At 67.2% G+C, this 18,385-nt stretch carries 21 protein-coding genes and 2 pseudogenes; 8 read left to right on the forward strand and 15 right to left on the reverse strand.

The features are described from left to right. The 5 genes from EJK15_RS49225 to EJK15_RS49245 all read right to left on the reverse strand — a co-directional run. The coding region (locus tag EJK15_RS49225; protein ID WP_206061575.1) for a hypothetical protein at positions 1–336 on the reverse strand (336 nt) is incomplete at its 3' end. Between the two features lie 178 nt (positions 337–514). Further along, entirely contained in the window at positions 515–841 is a 327-nt protein-coding gene (locus EJK15_RS49230) for a helix-turn-helix domain-containing protein (RefSeq protein ID WP_138717377.1), read from the reverse strand. Continuing rightward, complete coding sequence (locus EJK15_RS49235; protein ID WP_206061576.1) at positions 838–1,884, reverse strand: tyrosine-type recombinase/integrase; 1,047 nt, start codon at positions 1,882–1,884, stop codon at positions 838–840. Before EJK15_RS49235 ends, EJK15_RS49230 begins: the two co-directional genes overlap by 4 nt. Positions 1,885–2,651: 767 nt before the next feature. Further along, positions 2,652–3,113 (reverse strand): hypothetical protein, encoded by a 462-nt coding sequence (locus tag EJK15_RS49240; RefSeq protein ID WP_138717378.1) that lies wholly within the window; start codon positions 3,111–3,113, stop codon positions 2,652–2,654. A 94-nt stretch (positions 3,114–3,207) separates the two neighbouring features. Continuing rightward, entirely contained in the window at positions 3,208–3,642 is a 435-nt protein-coding gene (locus EJK15_RS49245) for a hypothetical protein (protein ID WP_138717379.1), read from the reverse strand. Positions 3,643–3,809: 167 nt separating this feature from the next. Between EJK15_RS49245 and EJK15_RS49250 the strand changes: the two genes are divergently transcribed. Next, positions 3,810–4,964 carry a helix-turn-helix domain-containing protein gene (locus EJK15_RS49250; protein ID WP_171074973.1) on the forward strand — a complete coding sequence of 385 codons (1,155 nt, stop codon included), beginning with the start codon at positions 3,810–3,812 and terminating at the stop codon, positions 4,962–4,964. A gap of 176 nt (positions 4,965–5,140) precedes the next feature. Here the strand turns inward: EJK15_RS49250 and EJK15_RS49255 are convergent. From EJK15_RS49255 to EJK15_RS49275, 6 genes and pseudogenes are all read right to left on the reverse strand, one after another. Next, a pseudogene (locus EJK15_RS49255) lies at positions 5,141–6,042 on the reverse strand (IS982 family transposase). A 100-nt stretch (positions 6,043–6,142) separates the two neighbouring features. Then, positions 6,143–6,571 carry a VOC family protein gene (locus EJK15_RS49260; protein ID WP_138717397.1) on the reverse strand — a complete coding sequence of 143 codons (429 nt, stop codon included), beginning with the start codon at positions 6,569–6,571 and terminating at the stop codon, positions 6,143–6,145. Positions 6,572–6,573: 2 nt separating this feature from the next. Further along, entirely contained in the window at positions 6,574–7,074 is a 501-nt protein-coding gene (locus EJK15_RS49265) for an SRPBCC family protein (protein ID WP_138717381.1), read from the reverse strand. Between the two features lie 29 nt (positions 7,075–7,103). Then, a complete protein-coding gene (locus EJK15_RS49270; protein ID WP_138717382.1) occupies positions 7,104–7,481 on the reverse strand; it encodes an ArsR/SmtB family transcription factor in 378 nt (125 codons plus the stop codon). Further along, on the reverse strand, positions 7,478–7,642 hold the full coding sequence (locus EJK15_RS77985; RefSeq protein WP_206061578.1) for an SRPBCC family protein: 165 nt from the start codon (positions 7,640–7,642) through the stop codon (positions 7,478–7,480). The genes EJK15_RS49270 and EJK15_RS77985 overlap by 4 nt, the downstream gene beginning before the upstream one ends. Then, complete coding sequence (locus EJK15_RS49275; protein ID WP_206061579.1) at positions 7,563–7,940, reverse strand: SRPBCC domain-containing protein; 378 nt, start codon at positions 7,938–7,940, stop codon at positions 7,563–7,565. Before EJK15_RS49275 ends, EJK15_RS77985 begins: the two co-directional genes overlap by 80 nt. A 99-nt stretch (positions 7,941–8,039) precedes the next feature. Here EJK15_RS49275 and EJK15_RS77990 point away from each other — a divergent pair. The 5 genes and pseudogenes from EJK15_RS77990 to EJK15_RS75375 all read left to right on the forward strand — a co-directional run. Continuing rightward, positions 8,040–8,356, forward strand: a pseudogene (locus EJK15_RS77990) (transposase); the annotation flags it as partial. Positions 8,357–8,594: 238 nt separating this feature from the next. Beyond that, entirely contained in the window at positions 8,595–9,218 is a 624-nt protein-coding gene (locus EJK15_RS49280; RefSeq protein ID WP_171074975.1) for a LuxR C-terminal-related transcriptional regulator, read from the forward strand. After that, positions 9,215–10,348 carry a sensor histidine kinase gene (locus EJK15_RS49285; protein WP_138717384.1) on the forward strand — a complete coding sequence of 378 codons (1,134 nt, stop codon included), beginning with the start codon at positions 9,215–9,217 and terminating at the stop codon, positions 10,346–10,348. Before EJK15_RS49280 ends, EJK15_RS49285 begins: the two co-directional genes overlap by 4 nt. Positions 10,349–10,414: 66 nt before the next feature. Continuing rightward, complete coding sequence (locus EJK15_RS49290) at positions 10,415–10,936, forward strand: hypothetical protein (protein ID WP_138717385.1); 522 nt, start codon at positions 10,415–10,417, stop codon at positions 10,934–10,936. A 344-nt stretch (positions 10,937–11,280) separates the two neighbouring features. Next, complete coding sequence (locus tag EJK15_RS75375) at positions 11,281–12,354, forward strand: pentapeptide repeat-containing protein (RefSeq protein WP_138717386.1); 1,074 nt, start codon at positions 11,281–11,283, stop codon at positions 12,352–12,354. A 616-nt stretch (positions 12,355–12,970) separates the two neighbouring features. Here the strand turns inward: EJK15_RS75375 and EJK15_RS49300 are convergent. Beyond that, on the reverse strand, positions 12,971–14,449 hold the full coding sequence (locus EJK15_RS49300; protein ID WP_338089930.1) for an FAD-dependent oxidoreductase: 1,479 nt from the start codon (positions 14,447–14,449) through the stop codon (positions 12,971–12,973). Positions 14,450–14,524: 75 nt separating this feature from the next. On the opposite strand from EJK15_RS49300, the gene EJK15_RS49305 reads away from it, so the two are divergent. Further along, positions 14,525–15,019 carry a MarR family winged helix-turn-helix transcriptional regulator gene (locus EJK15_RS49305; RefSeq protein WP_138717388.1) on the forward strand — a complete coding sequence of 165 codons (495 nt, stop codon included), beginning with the start codon at positions 14,525–14,527 and terminating at the stop codon, positions 15,017–15,019. 569 nt (positions 15,020–15,588) lie between these two features. Here EJK15_RS49305 and EJK15_RS49310 read toward each other — a convergent pair. Then, entirely contained in the window at positions 15,589–16,242 is a 654-nt protein-coding gene (locus EJK15_RS49310; protein ID WP_206061580.1) for a pentapeptide repeat-containing protein, read from the reverse strand. A 225-nt stretch (positions 16,243–16,467) separates the two neighbouring features. On the opposite strand from EJK15_RS49310, the gene mihF reads away from it, so the two are divergent. Next, a complete protein-coding gene (gene mihF / locus EJK15_RS49315; RefSeq protein WP_138717390.1) occupies positions 16,468–16,779 on the forward strand; it encodes an integration host factor, actinobacterial type in 312 nt (103 codons plus the stop codon). A 24-nt stretch (positions 16,780–16,803) separates the two neighbouring features. Here the strand turns inward: mihF and EJK15_RS49320 are convergent, their stop codons facing one another. Together EJK15_RS49320 and EJK15_RS77995 are read right to left on the reverse strand one after the other, a co-directional pair. Beyond that, entirely contained in the window at positions 16,804–17,634 is an 831-nt protein-coding gene (locus EJK15_RS49320; RefSeq protein WP_206061583.1) for a recombinase family protein, read from the reverse strand. After that, on the reverse strand, positions 17,627–18,181 hold the full coding sequence (locus EJK15_RS77995) for a zinc finger domain-containing protein (protein ID WP_420847151.1): 555 nt from the start codon (positions 18,179–18,181) through the stop codon (positions 17,627–17,629). Before EJK15_RS77995 ends, EJK15_RS49320 begins: the two co-directional genes overlap by 8 nt. Positions 18,182–18,385: the final 204 nt, after the last annotated feature.

Consider the following 18,385-nt stretch of genomic DNA (forward strand, 5'->3'; position numbering starts at 1 on the left):
CTCGCCCCGCCGATAGGCGAGATAGAGCGCCCAGCTCAGCCACGGATTGGCGAGATCGACTTCGGCGCTCTCGTCGAACCTGGTGAAGTCCCGGCGTGCTTCGAACAGCCTCAGCTGGATCCACCGCTCGGCGGGCCGGACCGCAGGCGGCGGGGGCGGCTTGGGCCGCGAGCGCCATCCCCGTTCATGGACTGGGCTGTCGGGACGGCGTCGTTTCATCCGGTCGAAGAACAGCTGCTGGAACGGCAGTCTTTGCCCGGACTCCAGGACTGAGACCGCGCCGCGGGGCAGGCCGCCTGCGGCCTTCGACTCGTGGGCGGCCTGCTGCCAGCACAACCTGCAGGAACCCCGTTTCAGCGCGACCGTCCGGCCGCACCCGGCGCATTCGCCCTCGCTGCCCGGGTGACAGTGTCGAAGCACGGTGCAGGACGAGCATCGGCGAGCGCCGAGGACTCCCCAGGCCAGGCAGTCCATGCAGCTCTGTGGACCATGCAGAACCCGTCGCGGCGGCATGTCACGCAGGCGGCAGAGAACGACCGTCCTTCCGCTTCGGGACCACGGGTGGGCCACCCGAGACTGCTGCCGTGACCGGCTTGTCCTGGCCGTCATCGACGCGTCTGACCTTGTCGGGCTCGGGGATGAGGAGCTCTTCGACTCCGCAGCCCAGCACGGCGCAGATGACGTTGAGGTCCTCCAGCTTGATGCTGGCCGGCTCGCCGGACCACAGGCCGGACATCTTTCCGGCGCTGATCGCCAGGCCGTGCTCGGCGAGCATCCGCTGGAGTTCGCTGGCCTTCCAGATGCCGCGGTTGGCGGCGGCCAGCCGCAGGTTCCATCTCATCGCCGTAGCCTTTCCAGCCGGGCGGCGGCGCGCTGCTGGCCCGCTGCCCAGGCGTCCTCGATGTGAGTGCCGGTGACGTGCACGTACTTCATCGTGGTGGCGATCCACGCGTGGCCGAGCAGCTGCTGGATGGCGATCAGGTCCATGCCCTGCTGATAGAGCTGGGAGGCGCAAAAGTGCCGCAGCACGTGCGGGGTCAGGGCATCGGCCCATTCCGGCAGGTGCGCGGCGGCGGCCTTGGCGAGCGCGGCCCGCAGCGTCTCATCGCCGACCCGGGCCACCGATCCGTCGGCGTTCTTGCGCTCCGACAGCAGCAGCGCCACGCCGGGCCGGGTGTGGTCGTCCCCGAAGTGCCCCCACACGTCTTCGACGAACCAGCGCAGTGTCGCCGCAGCGTTGTTGATCAGCGGCACCATGCGCTCGCGTGGCCCGGAGCCGCGGGCGCCCTTGCCGTGGCGGACGTGCAGTTTGCCGAACCGGCCCAGGTCCCACTTGATGTCGGCCAGATCGAGCTTGCAGGCCTCGTTCACGCGCAGCCCGACCTCGGCCATCAACCGGCAGGCGGTGTAGTTGCGGGCGGTCGGGGCGAACTTCCGGCAGGTCGTCAGTTCCCGCCGCCATCCAGCGAACAGCCGATCGACCTGGTCGGTGGTGGGCGGGATACGCAGCTTGCCCTGCACCCCGCCGCGTGGCCGGTTCATCTCGTCGATCGGGCACTCGATGACGCGGCCGGTCATCTGGTGGATTTCGACCTTGTGACGCAGCTCCAGGAACAGGAAGAACGTCTTGATCGCCTGGGCCCGGGCCAGCCGGGTGCCCTTGGCGGTGGAGCGCAGCACCTTGCCGAAGTACGTATCGGCGTCGGCCGGTTCCATCTCCCACAGCGGCCGGCCGAACCAGGCCCGCACCTGCTCCAGATGCACCACGTCGGAGGAGATCGTCCCGTCCGACAGCCCTGCCGCCGCCCGGGCCAGCACGAACCCGGCCAGCACATCGGTCTCCAGCGCCGCCACGTCCCCGGCAGCGGCCGGGGCACGCGCCACCCGAAGATCCTTCACCACCGCCAGCGCCAACTCCGGCCACCTCGCCTTCACCCTCACAGCAAGACGAACGACCAGGACGATAGACCTTCAGAATCCCCGAAATCTCGTCAACGTCCACAGAAGCCGGAGCACCAGCAGAAACGCCCAGGTCCTGGGGCTAGAGAGGCCAAAGAAGCCCAGTGGAACTCAAGGGTTATTAGTTAAAATTGCGCGAGGCCGGGCTGATTGAGGCGGTGCAGGGACGCGGAACCTTCGTCACCGAGCACGCCCAAGAGCGCGCGCAGGAGCAGGCCAAGGGCTAGGGAGCCCCGGCTGTGATTTGGATCGCTTGACGTCGTGATTTTGGGATCGATACGTGTCGTGCTGAGGCGCTGGCACGCCGACTGGTCTGGTTGCTCGGGGTGGCCGTGAGCCGTCGCCGAGTCTCGGTTTCGGTCCGGCACGAGGGGATGAGTCAGGCACTCGCGAAGCGATACGCGAGGGCTTCCGCATTCCCCCTGCTCGCGATGCTGCTCGGTGCCCGAGAACTGACTTTATGTCAACCATTCAGGGCCGTCGTGGGCCCTAGCGACAGCCGATGTACTTCGTCGCAGGTTCGTTAACGACGGCCCGCGGTTCCAACCCCGCCCCAGCCCCCGACCACGCAGTGCGGGCCGACGAGCTTGCCGCCGCGGCGGGGCGGCGAGGAGGTTCTCGCAGCGAGCTTGCCGACAGACAGCCGCTGTGCTCCCCGGGTCTTCAGCCCAGAGAGCACAGCGGCAGCATGACTATCTGAATTGGACGCACGACAGCTTGTTGTCCTCTAGGTTGACCCACTCACCAGGTCCACCTTTTCCGAGGAAACCGAGCATGCAGTTCTCCCAGTTGTACCCGTCCCAGCTGGCACAGGGGCCGCCGGCAAGCATGATGCCTCGGTCGGCGGTGTCGTTATCCCACGTGGCGAGGGCGATCGACTGCCCGCAGCCGTTCCACGACCAGACGCTGAAGTAGTTGTTGCTGTTGGTCTTCTTGAACTGGATCTCGCTGACGTCTGCCGCGGCCCGCGCCTGCTCCTTGGCTGCGGCGCTCCGGTAGCAGGTGAGATCTGTCCCCGTCTTGGTGACGCAGAACCTATGGGTGGCCGTGGGCGCGGCGGTGGTGTCGGTGGATGCGTTCGCGATCGCGAGAATGCCGAACAGCATCAGCATGACGGCGGTGAGAACGGTCGTGATCTCTGCCAGACGGCGCAAGTTGATCTTCTCCTTCTGTAGGCAACGCTCGCGTGCCGGGGGTGGCTGCGTGATTCGGGTAGCCGGATCACGCACTGCTCGGGTGAGTCTCCGCTCAGGAGGCGGGGGTGAGGTTGACGACCGTCTTGGTGGGGTTGGGGAAGGTGAAGGTGGCTCTGCACGTCCCGGCGTTGGTGTAGGTGAACGGGGTGTTCGGGACGCCGACGGTGACCAGGCTGGTGCCGTAGAACTTCAACTGCCGGCCGTCAGGGGAGATGGTGATCTTCGCCGGGTCGGTGCGCTGAACAGAGAAGAGGCCGACGCCCGTCATGTAGGCATCGCCTTGCTGCTCTGCCGACTTGGCCGTGCCGTCGGGGTTGAGCTGGACGATGATGTCCCAGTTCTCGCTCTGCAGCCCGCCGCCCCAGGCAACGCAGGTGAGCTTGACGGGCTCGGGCGCGTCCTGGGCGGTGTCGGCCAGTGCGGCCTGAGCCGGGACAGCGAAGGCTGCGGCGATGGCCAGGACCGCGATGTGCTGAAAAGATCTCACGAGAGGAACTCCTGTCGGGGACGAGATGGTGTGCCGTGATGGCGTGAGATCACTGTCGGCAGGCCGGTGCCGTGTCCACCACCAGTGGACAGCGCATGCGGACAACACCCGGACATCCGCCAGGTCTGGACAGCGGCTGACGAGCGAGAAAAGCGAGGATGCGGCGAGTGTCTGATCTTGATGACCCGGTCGCCGACCATGGACGTGGACACCAGCCAGGACCAGGCCAGGACCTGGTGGCCGCATTCATCGGACAGTTACGGGCGCTGCATCGGGAGCAAGGGTCACCGTCGGTGCGGGAACTGGCGGAACGGACCCGGCGCGCCCAGGCGCCCTACTCGAAGTCGGTCCTCGGCCAAGCGCTGCAGGGGCACCGGCTGCCGTCGGAGGGGGTGCTGCGAGCGCTGGTCCAAGCTCTCGGCGTCGACGATCCCCAGCCTTGGGTGGATCGCCGTGAACAGGTCCTGGCAGTCGGCAGAACCACACCAGCGGCCGCGCGAGAGAGCGCCGTCGAGCAGACCGCCGGCGAGGGCGACGGCGCCCATGAACAGAGCGCCGCAGTCGGGCAGAGCCCTGCCATGCACCATGCCGACTCCAGCCCTCCCGGCAAGCTCCTGTCACGGAAGACTTCCCCGCGATGGATGATCACGATGGTGGTCGTGCTAGCGGTCGCCGTACTCTTCTCGGCCGGTATCTTGGCCCTTGGCGGCACGGACGCAGGCGCCGGGCCCAGGCCCACCGGGACACGGCCGTCGCCCGCCACACCCGCGGCTGCGCTCACCCAGGCCACCAGTCCGGCCACGGCCTCTGTTCCGGTACCGAGCCTCGCCACGCCTGCCGGCAAGGACACCGGCACCTGGAGCGCGGTGCACGGCCTCGGCTGCCAGGCAGAATGGTCCTACGCTGACCCCGGCTGGAGACCGGCTGGCGGAGGCTGGACGCAGGACGGCTGCACAGGCACTGCGCTCTTCCTGCAGGTAGCTTCCGAGCTGGGCCATGCCACGCAGCTGGTGAACTGGTATTTCGACACCCGGCCTGAGGCCAGGTGCACCATCGAGGTTTTCATCGCCGACGATCACCATTCGGCCGGGACCGCCTACTACTACCTCGACGACGACGACACCACCGCCCCGCACCTGGCAGGACCGGTCACCGTCGACCAGAAGACCCATCGCGGCGCCTGGGTCACCTTGGGCACGTGGCCGGTTCCCGGGCCGGGACGACTGACCCTCATCTTGGCCAATCAGCCCCATCAGGCCAACGACACCCACACCGTGACCGCGGCCGCGGCCCGTGCCACGTGCCGTTGGAGTGGTGCGTAGGGTCTGTCCGTCAGCGCCTCGTAACCGGCGATCGAGTGCGCCTCGACAAGGCCGACCAAGTCGATCTGCTAGGCGGCCAGTCTCCTTGACACTGAAGTAGTCGCCCTTTCGGCTGTGGCCTCCGGCATCCCGACGAGGGCGACTAGACGAGTGATTCCGGATTCTTCGGGTTACGGTCAGTGGTCGTAGGCGGTGAGGGATCGGCTGACGGGTTGGCCGGTGCGGAAGTTGTGCCAGATGGCCGCTGCCAGGGCCAGGACGCGCTGGGCCACCCGGACGGCGACGCCCTCGAGGGTGCGTCCACCGTGTTGTTCGAGGTCGAGCTGGCCTTTGAGGGTGTCGTTGACGGACTCGATTAGTTGGCGGACCTTCTTGAGCATGGGCTGGCCGGCCCGCAGAATCTCCTTCTTGCGGGAGGGGCGCAGCAAGGTGATGCCGTGTTCGTTGCGTAGTTGCGCTTCGAGTTTGTTGCTCGCAAAGCCCTTATCGGTGATCAGCAGGAGGCCGGGGCGGTCCTTGGCCCGGTCGTGGTCGATCTCCAGCAGTGCCGCGAGCACTTCCCGCTCGCCTATCTTCGGGTCGGCCAGCGCCCACAGGATCGGCATTCCGGCGGGTGTGCACACCAAATAGAGGCGGAGCCCCAAAAGAAGCGTGAGTGGGAGGCGCAGTAGCCGTAGTTGGCCCAGCCTGCCAGGTCCGACCGCAGGGCGGTCGGCCGGGACATACCGCAGGGCATCGGGGTGGAGTCGGCGATCCACACCGTGTCGTGCCAGAAGTCGGTGTCGCTGGCCAGGGTCCGGATGATCCGCTTGATCTGCGGTAGGACCGCTCTCAGCCGTTTGTTGTAGCCCGGTTACAGAGGCACGAAGGGGAACAGGTGGCGGTAATGCTGGCGGACGTGCCGCAGCCAGCAGGCCTCGCTGTGGAACCCAAGCATCGCCTGCATCACGGCCAGGCACAGCAGCTCGGAGTGACTGAGTTTGGGTGGGCATCCCGGCAGCCGTGCAGTGTTGGCGGCATCGTCATCGATCTTCACGTACAGTGCGATCACGAGGGTGTCGAGGTCGGTTTCTTCCACAAAGAGCGATCTTCGACACCCTCTCGCGCGCGTTCGCAGGCATCCGCCGCCACTGTGATCAATTAGAGATCACTCGTCTAGGTGACCGGCTGGAAGACTTCTACCGGTGACCTTCATACGTGGAGAGGTCCTCGTTGGTGCCAACCAGCCGGAACACTTGCCCTCCTGGGGCTTGAAAGTACAGGTGCGGATCGGGCACCTCGAGTACTTTGACGCCGAAGTCGACGATTTTCCGCCGCATTTCCTCGACGTCGTCCGCCTTCAACTCCAGGAAGATCGCCTTCAAGAAGTCATCCTCGCTCAGGGCGTGCTCCGCGGCGTAGGTCACACCTTTGTCCGCCTCCCACCCGCCACCGCTTCCGTAGAGAAACGCAATATAGAAGCCGTCTCCCATTCGAAAGTCGTCCTTGTCGTGGAGCTCCCTGGTGAGTTCGCAGCCCAGGATATCGCGGTAAAACTTCCGGATTCTGTCCCGTTCCGTCCGGTGCACTCGAAGCGCCGAATGGTTCCCAAAGATTACCTTTGTCATGATCACGCACTCTCCAGGCGGCGGGCGTTGTCCGCGCTGCTGCCGCGCGGCATACCGCGGCCGACCTCGACGTACTGACGCAAGCTCTCGAGGAAGTGATCCCAGCCGCGCGTGCACTGCTCGATGCACTCCAGCTCATGGGTCAGACCCTGGTGGCGGAACTGGAGTTCGGACGCGTCGCCACCGATCGGGGTGATGGTGAAGGTCGGACACGTGTCAACCCAGTCGGGGAGAAAGTCGCAGGAGGTGACGGTCCATTGCACCGCAAACGGTCGCGTCGCCTGATCGACATGTATCACGCACGGTTCGGGAGGATCGAAGGAAAACTGGAGTTCGCCGCCAGTGTCGCCGGATCCCGTGACATCCGTCCACCAGGCGGCGAGGCTGGAGGGGGTGGTGAGGGCGTCGAACAGCGTGTCCGGATGTGCCTGGACACGGATGGTCTTCTGATAGTCCCCGTTCACCTTCGCGTGCGTTGCAGGGGATTGTTCGGTGTTCGTCATTGGATCGATTCCTTTCATTCCGACCTGTTTCATCCGTGGTGATCAACACCTACTCGGTTTTTCGATTCGGTTTTCAACCGCAGCGCCTGGATCGACTCGGCGATCGTCTTGATGCGACGCAGGCGTGCGTCCCATGCCGCGCCGACCGAGGCCAACTGCTCGACGGCGCGGGAGAACTGCGCCTCGTTGACGACGTAACGCACCTCACGGCCGTCCTTGCGGGGCACGACCAGCTCCGCGCGCTCGAGGACACCCAGGTGCTTCGCGACCGCCTGGCGCGTCACCGGCAGGTGGCCGCTCAGGCTCGTCGCCGTGCCGGAGCCGTCGGCGAGCAGCAGGTCCAGCACGCGACGCCGGGTCGGGTCGCCGATGGCCGCCCACAGCTCGTCGTCGATCGCCGAGGTCACGACCGCACCAGCCCCGCCGCGTACGCCGCCAGGTTCGGGAGGTGCCGGTCCCAGCCGGCACAGTGGCTCCGGTAGTGCGCCTCAAGCTGTACGGCCTCCCAGCCGATCTCCCGGAAGCCGGCCTCGGTCAGGCGCAACAACGTCCCACCGTCGGCAGGCACCAGCTCGAACGTCACGAGGAACGAAGTTCTGCGGCGTCGCGGGCTGATCCTCCGGGTGAACCCAGCGGAACACGAATCGCCGCGGCGCGTCCGCCTCGACGACGTGGATCGACACGACGAGCGTGCCCATCCCGTCCCGCCGCTGCTTGGTCATCCGCCCGTCCCCGCCCGGCAAGGCCGGGAACGACGCGTCAAAGCCCCACCATTGCGCGATGTGCTCAGGCTTCGTGATGACCTCGTAAACCACGTCGGGAGTGGCGTCGATGTGGACCTCGCGCACGATGGTGCCGCTGTCCATTGCTCCCCTTCCGAGCTGCAACCGATGGTTGCACGTTATCCCCAAGACACCGCGACATGCAACCATCGGTTGCAGAATCGCTTGGAGAGGAAGGCGCACCGGCAGAGCCTGACCACCTACCTGCGCTTCCCACCCGAGCACCACAAGCGCATCCGCCACTCCAACTTCATCGAGCGCACCTTCGGCGAGCCCGCCGCCGAGTCAAGGTCATCGGCCGCTTCCCCGGCGAAACGTCCTGCGTCAGCGTGGTCTGGGCCGTGCTCGATCGCGCCGCCCTCGGCTGGCGCGGCTTCACCATGACCAGCAAGGGCATGCACACCCCGCAGGACCTGCGCCGGGCCCTGCTCCAGCCGCCCACCCAGCTCCGCCCGAGACGGCCGCCGCCTAAGATCAACCCACGGCACCTACCTCGTTGAGCCTTTACGCCGCTTCGAGGACGCGACCTCACCCGACTTTGAGACACGTCCTAGCAGTCTCATGCCCTTGCTCGTCCCGCCGAGCATGGTGGGTGTCAACGGCCTCACCTCTGCGTTCGGCGCCCGCGTGTCCTCTTCTGCGCCGTCCCTGACACCCGTGTAGTGGATCTGTCCCCCTAAAAGGGGACTTGGCATGAGATCATCTTGCGGGTCAGGCTGGCTCATGCGGGAGTGGGACATGATCAAGATCGCGGTCGTCGACGATCACGATCTCATCCGCCACGGCCTGGAGCACCTCCTGGACAGCACCGGCGAGTTCGAGGTGGTGCTCAGCGGCCGCGACCTTGGCGTCCTGGACGGCCGGACCGACCTGGACGTGCTCATCCTGGACCTCTACCTCGGCGTCGACGAGCCTTGCCTGACCGCCATCGCCGAGTTGTCACCGCTGCACAACGTGCTGGTGATGTCCGCCTCCGCCAAGCCCGACGACCTGGTGCACGCCATCCGGGCAGGGGCTCGGGGGTATGTGACCAAGAGCGACCCGGCCGAGCTGATGACCACCGCGCTGCGCACCGTCGCCGCGCGGGGCTTCTACCTGTCGGCGGGGCTTGCCGACATCCTGCACGCGCAGCTGGCCGCTCCGGTGCCGGACCCCGAGCCTGCCGTACGGCTGGCGCCACGCGAGGAAGAGACGCTCGCCTACATCGCGCAGGGCTTCACCTACGATCAGATCGCCCGGCGCATGGGGATCAGGAAGTCGACCGTCGACACCCACATCGAGCGTATCCGGCGCAAGCTGCAGGTGGACAACAAAGCCCAGCTGATCGCCGCGGCGCTGCGCCGGATCGAGCGGAGGAGATGAGCGGTCCCGGGGAGGCGCGGCGGCGCACCGAGAGCGCGCTGGCCTGGACGGTCATCCTCTTCCGTTTCGCCGCCTTCGCCGAGGTCATCGCGCTCAACTTCGTGGGCGACAGCGGGCTGCGCAGGCAGGTGCCCGGGTTCGCGCCCGCGCTGGCCGTTCTGGGCCTGGCGAGCGCGCTCATCGTGGCCTTCACCTGGCGGCGCAGGAGAGTGCCGCCGGCATGGCTGATCGCCGCCGACTCCGTTCTGACCGCGGCGACCGCGATGGCGATGACCGTGGTCGCGGGCACCGCGATCAAGGGCTCCGGGCCCGATTTCATGCTGCCCTACATGCTGCTGGTCTCCATCGGCATCGGCATGGCCTTCCGCACCCTGCGCGCGGCCCTGGCTGCCACCGTCCCGCTGGTGGTCGCCTACCTGTACATGCAAGCCTGGAGCGGCTTCTTCTGGCTGGGCGCGGTGCCGCACACCATCGGCTTCTGGGTCGACGCCGCCATCGCCTGGTTCATCGCCGCCCTGCTGCGCCGCAACGCCACAGAGCTGGACGAGACCCGCGAGCAAGTCGCCAAGCTGGCCGCCGAACAGGAGCGCACCCGCAACGGGCGCATCCTGCACGACCGAGTCCTCCAGACGATGGAGGCGCTGGTGCGCGACGGATGGCTGGCCGAAGAGAAGGTCCGTACCCACGTCGCCGCCGAAGCCCGCTGGCTGCGCGGCTACGTGCGCGGCGAGCACGACAGCTCCGGCAACAACCTGACCGCCGCCCTGGAGGAGGTCGTCGAGCAGGCCATCCGCGCCGGACTGACGGTCGATCTCAACGCGGCGGGACTGCGCGCCGCCAGCGCCGTGCTGCCCGTCGCCACCGTCGAGGCGCTATCCGGGGCGGTGCGCGAGGCCCTGACCAACGTGCGCAAGCACGCGGCCACCGGGCACGCCGTGGTCCGGGCGCGAGTGGAGGGCGGCCTCGTCGTCGTCGGAGTGCTCGACCACGGCGCGGGGTTCACCTCGCGTGGCCGGGGAGTGGGACTGCGAGAGTCCATCGAGGGGCGCGTCGCCGAGATCGGCGGGAGCAGCTTGGTGGAGTCCGCGCCTGGCGAAGGCACGCTCGTGGAGCTCCGCGTCCCCCTTTGAGCCCCCCGACTGTCCTGATTTTTCATGACTGTCGGACACCGGGATCCGCTGGGGACACTGATCGACATGAAACGATCTCTTGCTCACGCAGCGGTCGTCCTGCTGACCGCAGCCGGACTGAACGCGTCCCTGCCCGCTTTCGCATCCGCCACTGCCTCCGGGCCCCGTTGCCAGGGCTACGAGTGCGACGCCAAGCTGGCCTCCACCACCGGCTGCAACGACGGCTCCCACGTGCCCAGGAAGGAGGGGGCCAAGGTCACCACCGACCGCGGGGTGCTGCGGGTGTTCTGGGGACCCAGGTGTTCCACCAACTGGGGCGCCTTCGACCCCACCGTTCCCGGGCATTACAAGGTGTCGATCTACCGCGAAGAGGTCGGCGATCGGCCGTTGATGAGTAGTGCGAGGCCATCGAGGCGAATCTATGCCGACGATATCCCGGGCTTCCGCCTGCGCACGACCATGTTCTACGCGCCCGAAGCCCAGGTCATGGTCTGCGTGGACGTGCCCGGCGAGGGCCGTGTCGAAGCGGGCAGCTGGGGTGTCACAGCGGGCAACTGGATCAGGTACGCGTGCACGGAGTGGATCTGACCCTGGGCATGAAAGCCGCTGTCGGCTGGTGGCCCGCCCGCAACAGGCTGCCACCAGCTCGATCGTCGACACCGAGCCATCCCACGATCACGTCATCAAGCGATGAAGCCACCCTAAGGAGCCAGAAGAAGCTCAGCGCGTCATGGCACTGCTCGCAGGAACTCTCATTGCCGTCTGCCGCGACGTCGCCGCCCCCTGGAACGGCAATTCGTGGTACTGTCCGCGGCTGATCTGAGCCCCGTGACCAGGCGTCGTCGTCTTCTGGGTCCCCATAGTCGTCTGAGGCCAGACAGTCGGGCCACATACCTTCCCTCCCTCAGCATGGTGCGGTGTGATGATCAGCTGTGAAGATCCGTCAAGGGCGCTCGCCGTCGAAGCGCTTCAAGGTCTGGCGTGGCATCTTGTTGGCTGTCACAGGGGTGACGATCGCGCTGGTGATCCTTGCGCTCCTCGCGTTCTTGCTTGGCCCGTTTTCCTGGATGGTGGCGGGAGATCCTGTCCAGCAACTCGGGGGAAAGGATCAGGCGGATGCACTCAATGCTGTTCGGCAGACGGTTCTCACCGCCATTGCAGGGACAACAGTGCTGATCGGATTGATCTTCACCGGAAGGACCTTCTATCTGGCCCGCCGCAGTCAGGTCACCGATCGGTTCGGGCGCGCGGTCGTCCAACTGGCTTCTGATCGGGCGGAGGAAAGGCTCGGTGGGGTCTACGCCCTTGAGCACGTCATGGCCGAATCCGCCAGAGATCACATCACAGTGGTCAACGTGTTGGCCACCTTCGTCCGCGCCCGGACCCAGCGGCTGCCGGCCAAGAAGACTTTTTGGCTTCGGTTCGCGGCTCGGCGTGCCGAGGAACGCCTTCCGCCGGACACTGAGCCATCGGCCGACGTGGCGGCAGCCCTTGCCGTACTGGCCCGCCGCCCCGAACGGTACGAGCCGCACCGTGTCGATCTTCGTCGTACGGCGCTGCCCGGCCTGATGCTGCGGGCCTTCGAGTTCACTCATCCGCCGCGGCTATCGCGGATGTTTCTCACCTGGTCCGACCTGCGGGGAGCCGACCTCCGCGGGGTGGATCTACGAGGCTCCATGTTGAGCTTGGCGGATCTGCGCAGGGCCGCATTGCACGGGGTTCGCCTGGATGGAGCGCAGCTCAGGCAAGCGGACTTACGAGGTACTCACCTCGGCGGCGCCTCTCTCGTCGAGGCGGACTTCACCGGCGCGGATCTGCGGGACGCCGCGGTGACTGCGGCACAGCTCGCATCGGCGATTGTGGATGAGACGACGCGATTCTCCGCCGCCCTGGCCGCCGATCCATGGGTACGTGCCCGAGTGGCGGCTTGTACGGCGGTGCGAGCGCTGGATGACGGGACTAAATGTCCAAAGCCAACACCGAATCCCGCAACTCGACACACATGAGTGCGCTTGTCAGGCGAAATTCGTTCTGGCTATGGAGCGGACTCTCCGCGCCACCGGGGTTGAGCATCTGAGCCGAACCGCTACCGGTCATCCGTTCCCAAGGCATGGGCCCAGGCAGTGGCCGCGCGGTCAGCCCCCCACCAGCCGACTGTCACCAAGTCCATGACCGAGTACACGATGTGACGGCCGCGAAGTCCGCTCCACCGTCCGCCCCGACCGGCTCGACGCAGCCATCCGATCCCTGGCGAGCGTCGCATCGCGATGGGACCTACGGCTACAGGCGATCAAACACGCCGCGGAGTCCCGCCCGTCGCCAGGCACAAGACGACGAAGACTGACGAGCAGTCCGAGCAGGAGGGCGCCTCGCATGTCAGGCGTCCTGAGGGTCCGCAGCCACCTGGTGCGTCTTGGCAAGACGGCCAGGAGCGGCGTAGGTGCGTCAACGTGGCCCAAAACGCCGCGCAGGGCGGCCGTCGTGCGCGCGTCGAAGACGTGGCCGCGCCGTCTACGCGGGTACTCAGCCTCGGCATGGGCGACCCACAGATGGAGCGCATCACGGCGAGCACGATGACCGCGATCTTGCCGGGCGGGAGCTTGCGCCAGTGGGAGCCGATGGTCAGGCGTGGGTGTCGTGTCCAGTCGTGACGACACTCAATCGCCGCTTGTCCAGGTCAATATCCTTGATGCGTACGGCCAGCCTGGATCCGGGGGCGGGATGGGCGCCGATCAGAATGCCGTCGACGCCGTCGGTGACGTGGACAAAGGCGCCTATCGGCAGGTGGCCGGTGACGGTGGCCTCGACGATGTCGCCGGCGGTGTGGGTGGCAGCGAACTGATCCCAGCAGGATAGTGCGGTGGACGCCGGAGGTGAGAACGACCGCGAGGTGAACGGGCTGTCCCGGGATGCGGCGGCGGCGGCGAACCCGTAGCGCAGCGTTTGCGTTTCGTATTCGGCGATGGCGTCTGCGAAGGACAGCTTCCCTGCGGTGGCGCGGGCGAGGGCATCACGCAGGATGGAGGCGTCGTGCAGGGCGATGTTGGCGCCGTCACCGCGGCCGGGTGACATGGTGTGTACGGCGTCGCCGAGCAGGGTGACGTTCGGGACGCGGTCATGCCACGGGTCGACGGGCCAGGCCGAGGCGACGCAGACCGGGAATGTGGCCGCGATGTCGGCTTCGGCGATGAGCCGCCCGATCGCGGCGTGCAAGTCGCGAACCTGATCGGCGGCGTGGCGGTGCAGGACGGCCGCGTCGGCCGAGTGCAGGCTGGCATCGGCCAATGGCGTGATCCACTGGAAGTAACCGGGGATGTCGGTCAGGCGCAGGCCGGGAGCCAGCCGCGCCGCCGCGCGGGAGACGGGTTCGCGGGTGCGGCAGGTGGCCATCGCGAACGCCTGCTCGCTGTCACGGGTGACCCTGGCGAACGCGTCGACAAGGATGTCGGGCACCCACTCGAGCGTTGTGTCGGTGATGGGGGTCTTGCCGTAGATCACCCAGTGGAGTTCGTCGACAATCGCGTCGGGGATCAGTTGCGCGCGTACCGCCGAGTGGGTGCCGTCCGCGCCTACCAGCAGATCGGCGACGGTTGAGGTGCCGTCGGCGAACCAGGCGCGGACCCGGCCGTCGCCGGTCTGCTCGAAGCGCTCGAACGTGGCGCCGAACCGGACGGTGTCGGCGAGGTCGGCGAGCAGGATCTCCCGCAGCGTGAGCCGGTTGACGCCGAAGCCGTTCATGCCGGAATCGGCCGGCGGGGTGGGCTTGTCGAATCCAGGGTTCAGTTGCGGGTCCATGAACACCATGCGGGTGGCCTGGCGGATCGAGGTCGCCACGCACAGGTCGAACAGGTTGCTGGGAAGGCAGTCGTGGAGGGCGTCGGCGCCGGATGCCTTCAGGCTGATCCGGTATCCCTGGCTGCGGAAGGTTGCCGAGGTGTCGCGTTCGTAGACGGCGACGCCCACACCCGACCTGCGAAGTCCGTGCGCGAGGCATAGGCCGCCAAGGCCACCGCCGATGATCGCGACGCGAAACCGGGCAGGAGTGTCCACTGATGCTGATGTGGTTGGTAATGGCGGGTCGATGGTGATGTCGTCGTTCACTGAGCCAGCATACGAAATGCCTGTCGCAACAGCAACTGTTTAGGCGGTAGTATCAGACGGGAGTAGCATGCATTCATGGCCGCCAAAACCCGCGCAACAGGACCATCCCCATCGTCGCGTGCGGATGGTCCGTCTTTGCCGACACTGCTCGCCGGTGGTGCCCTGCTGAATCAGGTCGGACGCGAACTGGGCACCGCGCTGGACCGCGCCTTCGCCCGCTTCGGCCTGACCACCCAGCAGGCCGCACTGCTGTTGCATGTCGCAGACCAGCCCACCAGTCCCAGCCGGCTCACTGACGCGCTCGGCACCGACACCGCGGGCATGACCCGCCTACTCGACCGGCTCGAGACCAAGGGCCTGCTCCGCCGCCAGCGCCACGCTCAGGACCGGCGCGCGATCACCATCGAAGTCACCGACACCGGACGCGACCTGCTACCGCACCTACCGCCGATCTTCGGCCGAGCCAATACCCAACTATTCGACGGCTTCAGCACTGAGGAGATCATCGCCTGCACCGCAATGCTGCAGCGAATGCTGACCAATCTGGCGGGCATCGATCAGCCCAGCTGACGGCGGATCATCTGCCGCCGATCGTTCAGCGACCCGAGCCTCGGTCACCTGGCCGCCATTTACCGGCGGACCTTACAACCTGGCGGCAACGGCTCGGCGGCGGCATCTGTGACGCCTGGCCGCTGGCCCTGTCCGCCCTGGTGGGCCTCGACACGATCGCCGAGCGCATGCCCGCCTACCGCGAGCACGCCATCGCGATCGCGGCAGCCGTCAACGCCGACGGCGCCGCCCGCATCCATCCCGACCCTCCGCAGACGCCGCGATCTTCCCCATCCACCTGCCGGCCCCCCGGCGCGCCGTCGAGCAGGCAGGCGCGGACATGGGGTCGTGGTCATATCTTGCCGAGAATTCTCGTTAGCGCCGTGATCGTCGGCGCTCGCCCTGTTCTCAGAAGCGCCGAGCTGGGCGTACGGCGCGGCTTGGTGCACGTTCTCGGAAGTCCACGACGCGACGACTTCCGAGAAGCAGTCCTTCTCGGAAGTCGTTGGCCAGCAGGAATCGGCTGTAGCTAGAGTCGCCGGCCAAATATGACCACGACCCCAACCAACCGCATGAGACGGCACATCTTGCTAGTGGAACTTCGTGCTTCGATCGACAATGGCAACCTCCCGCACATATCGCTCGGTCATATGCATGTCCGTCACACCCAGGTGCGGGTTGCGCAGGTCCGCGCCGCGCAGGTCCGCGCCGCGCAGGTCCGCGCCATTCAGGCTCGTGCCGTTCAGGACCGCGCCGTGCAGGTTTGCGCCGCGCAGGTCTGCGCCGTTCAGGTACGCGTCGCGCAGGTCCGCTCCGATCAGGCGCGCATCGCGCAGCTTCGCTTCGACCAGGGCCGCGTCGCGCAGGTCCGCTTCGGCCATGTCCGCGCCGCGCAGGTCCGCGGCGCGCAGGTCTGCGCCGCTCAGGTTCGCGCGGTTCAGGTTCACGCGAGGGAAGCGCACCTGGGAGAAGTCCGCTTGAGAGGTGATGCTTGCATCGTGGTTGGCCAGAGCGGGCGCGATGGTTAAGGCGGCGAATACATCGGCTTCAAGCCGAATGCTCGGAATAGTTCTGAGCTTTTCGTGGGCGATGGTGCACTGCGTGGGCAAAGTCTTCTTGCCGACGGCCGGGGTGCAGGCGTCGCGGCCGCGAACGAACGCGGCCAGCACATTGCGGATGGTGTCGCGGTCGCGGGGGGAGTCGGTGGCCAGGCGCTGCAGGGCGTAGATGCCGGCCAGGCGCACGTCCCGCTTGTTGGAGCCGAGTTGCTCGGCGGCCCTGGTGTACCTGTCGGTGATCTGCCCTTGCTCGGAGACCGCCAGAGTACGGCCTGCCAGTAGGAGCGGAACGGCGAACCGGGTTTAGTGTCACATCTGGTGACGCTGTACGGGATGATGATCGGCGGCGGCCCCATCGTGATCCCTAGCAGGAGTCACTGACCAGCCGATATCTCTGCAGAGAGGTGCCTGATGGCCCTGCCGGCGATGATGGCGGAGCAGCGTGCGAAGGCGTTGGCGAAGGCGGCCCAGGCGCGTACGGCGCGTCGTGCGCTGTTGGCGGAGGTGGCCTCCGGCGCGGTGAGTGTGGCGGAGGTGTTCGAGCGCGGCAGGCAGGATCTCGTCGGCAGGACACGGGTGGTTCAGGTCCTGCGGGCCGTTCCCGGCTATGGGCCGGCACGGGTCGCGGCGTTGATGGCCATCTGCGGGGTGGCGGAGAACCAGCGTGTTGGCGCGCTGAGCGAGCAGCAGCGTGAACGACTTGTGCGGGCTTTGATCAGCTGACAGCGCCGGGGCTGATCGTGTGCGCTATCGGAGCTCCGCGTCCGGGTGAGGCTGGCTCTGCAGGCGATGGCGAAGTTCGGCCTGCTCCGCTGTCAGCGCCTGGCCCGGGCGTCGGATGCGGGCCGGGCGAGGTCGGGGGATGTCTTCGCCGTGCAGGAGGGCGAAGTCGGCGTGGGCCGCTTCGACGGCTTCGGGGTAGGCCTGTGTCTTCTCGTGCTCGGCGAGGGCCCGGTAGATGCTGGCCAGGGACGGGTTCTCGCCCTTGCGCTTCCCGGCGGGGATGATCAGATTCTTGCGGATGTCTTCGACGCGTTCCCCGGCTGCCCTGCGACGCAGCACGGTGTGCAGCATGTCGTCGGTGATGACCGGGGGCCGGCCGCCGTGGTTGCCCTTGCGGGCGGCGGCGTCCAGGCCTTCCAGGGTGGATTCGCGGATGGCTTCGCGTTCGGTCTCGGCCATGGCGGCGAAGAACGCGAACAGCATCCGGCCCGGCCCGGACGGGTCGTAGATGCCGGCCAGCGGCCCGGCGAGCATCTCCAGGACCAGGCCGTGCGCGGTCAGGTGGTCGGCCAGCGCGGTGAGTTCGGCGGCGTCGCGGCCCAGCCGCTTCATCTCATACACCGTCAGGATGACCCGGCAGTGCGGGGCGTGCGCCTTGATCTGCCGGGCCAGCGTAAGCGCCGCCTCGAACTGCGGGCGCACCCTCACCCGGGTCGAGATCTTCTCGGAGAAGATCTTCTCCCGCGGAATGCCGTGCGCGGCCAGCGCGTCCAGCTGCGACTGCAGTTCCTGGGTGAGGGCGGAGCAGCGGGCGTAGCCGATCCGGATGTCGGCCGAGGGCCCATCGTCACGCAGCGGTGCGGGCGGCGGTGTGCCGGGACGCCACGGCTGGCCCGGGTCCGCGGTCGGCCGGGGTGATCACCCTCAGCAGCTTGGCCAGCCGGGGGATCTTGGTGAAGCGACCGGTGTGGTAGGTGCCGGCCACCGCGCCCGAACGCGACCGGCACGGCGAACCGGGCGCGACAGCGCATCGCGGACACGGGTGACGCTCAACCTCATCAGCGTCACGGGTGCCTTCCTCGGCGATAGCGGACAGATGAGCTGATTCGGCGTGTTCACGGGGTTCCGGGGCCTCGGCCATGCCCCAGATGCTCTCACAAACATTTCCCAGAATCAGGAGATCCGCCGATTTGCATGAGAACGAGTTCTGAGAAGAAATCAGCCTCTCTGGCGATCGGAACTGGCCCTGCGAAGCCGTCTGGTGATCTTCTCTGGCAATCGCTCCGTTTCTGAGAACGCGAACGCCTTGGCTCATCCGCGGGGGCGCCCTCGCCGGCCAGCGTCTACCGGATCTTGGCCGACGACGACGGCGGGACTCCAGCCGGAAGCTGATCGCCCCCATCCTGGGTTGGCGATCATCCAGGATGGGGGCCGACGGCACCACGGCGATGGTCGCTTCGGCGGAGGATCCAGGCACCAGTGGATGGAGTCCCCCGGCTGGGGCTGAGGCGAGCGCGTGGGGGGTCGGCCGGGCGCGCGTGATGGTAGAGGACGCGGCGTTGAAAGTCGTCCAGGAGGATCTGCCGTCCGGCGAGGTTCACCTGAA

This window comes from Nonomuraea basaltis (genome assembly GCF_005893125.1).
Lineage (GTDB): Bacteria > Actinomycetota > Actinomycetes > Streptosporangiales > Streptosporangiaceae > Nonomuraea > Nonomuraea basaltis.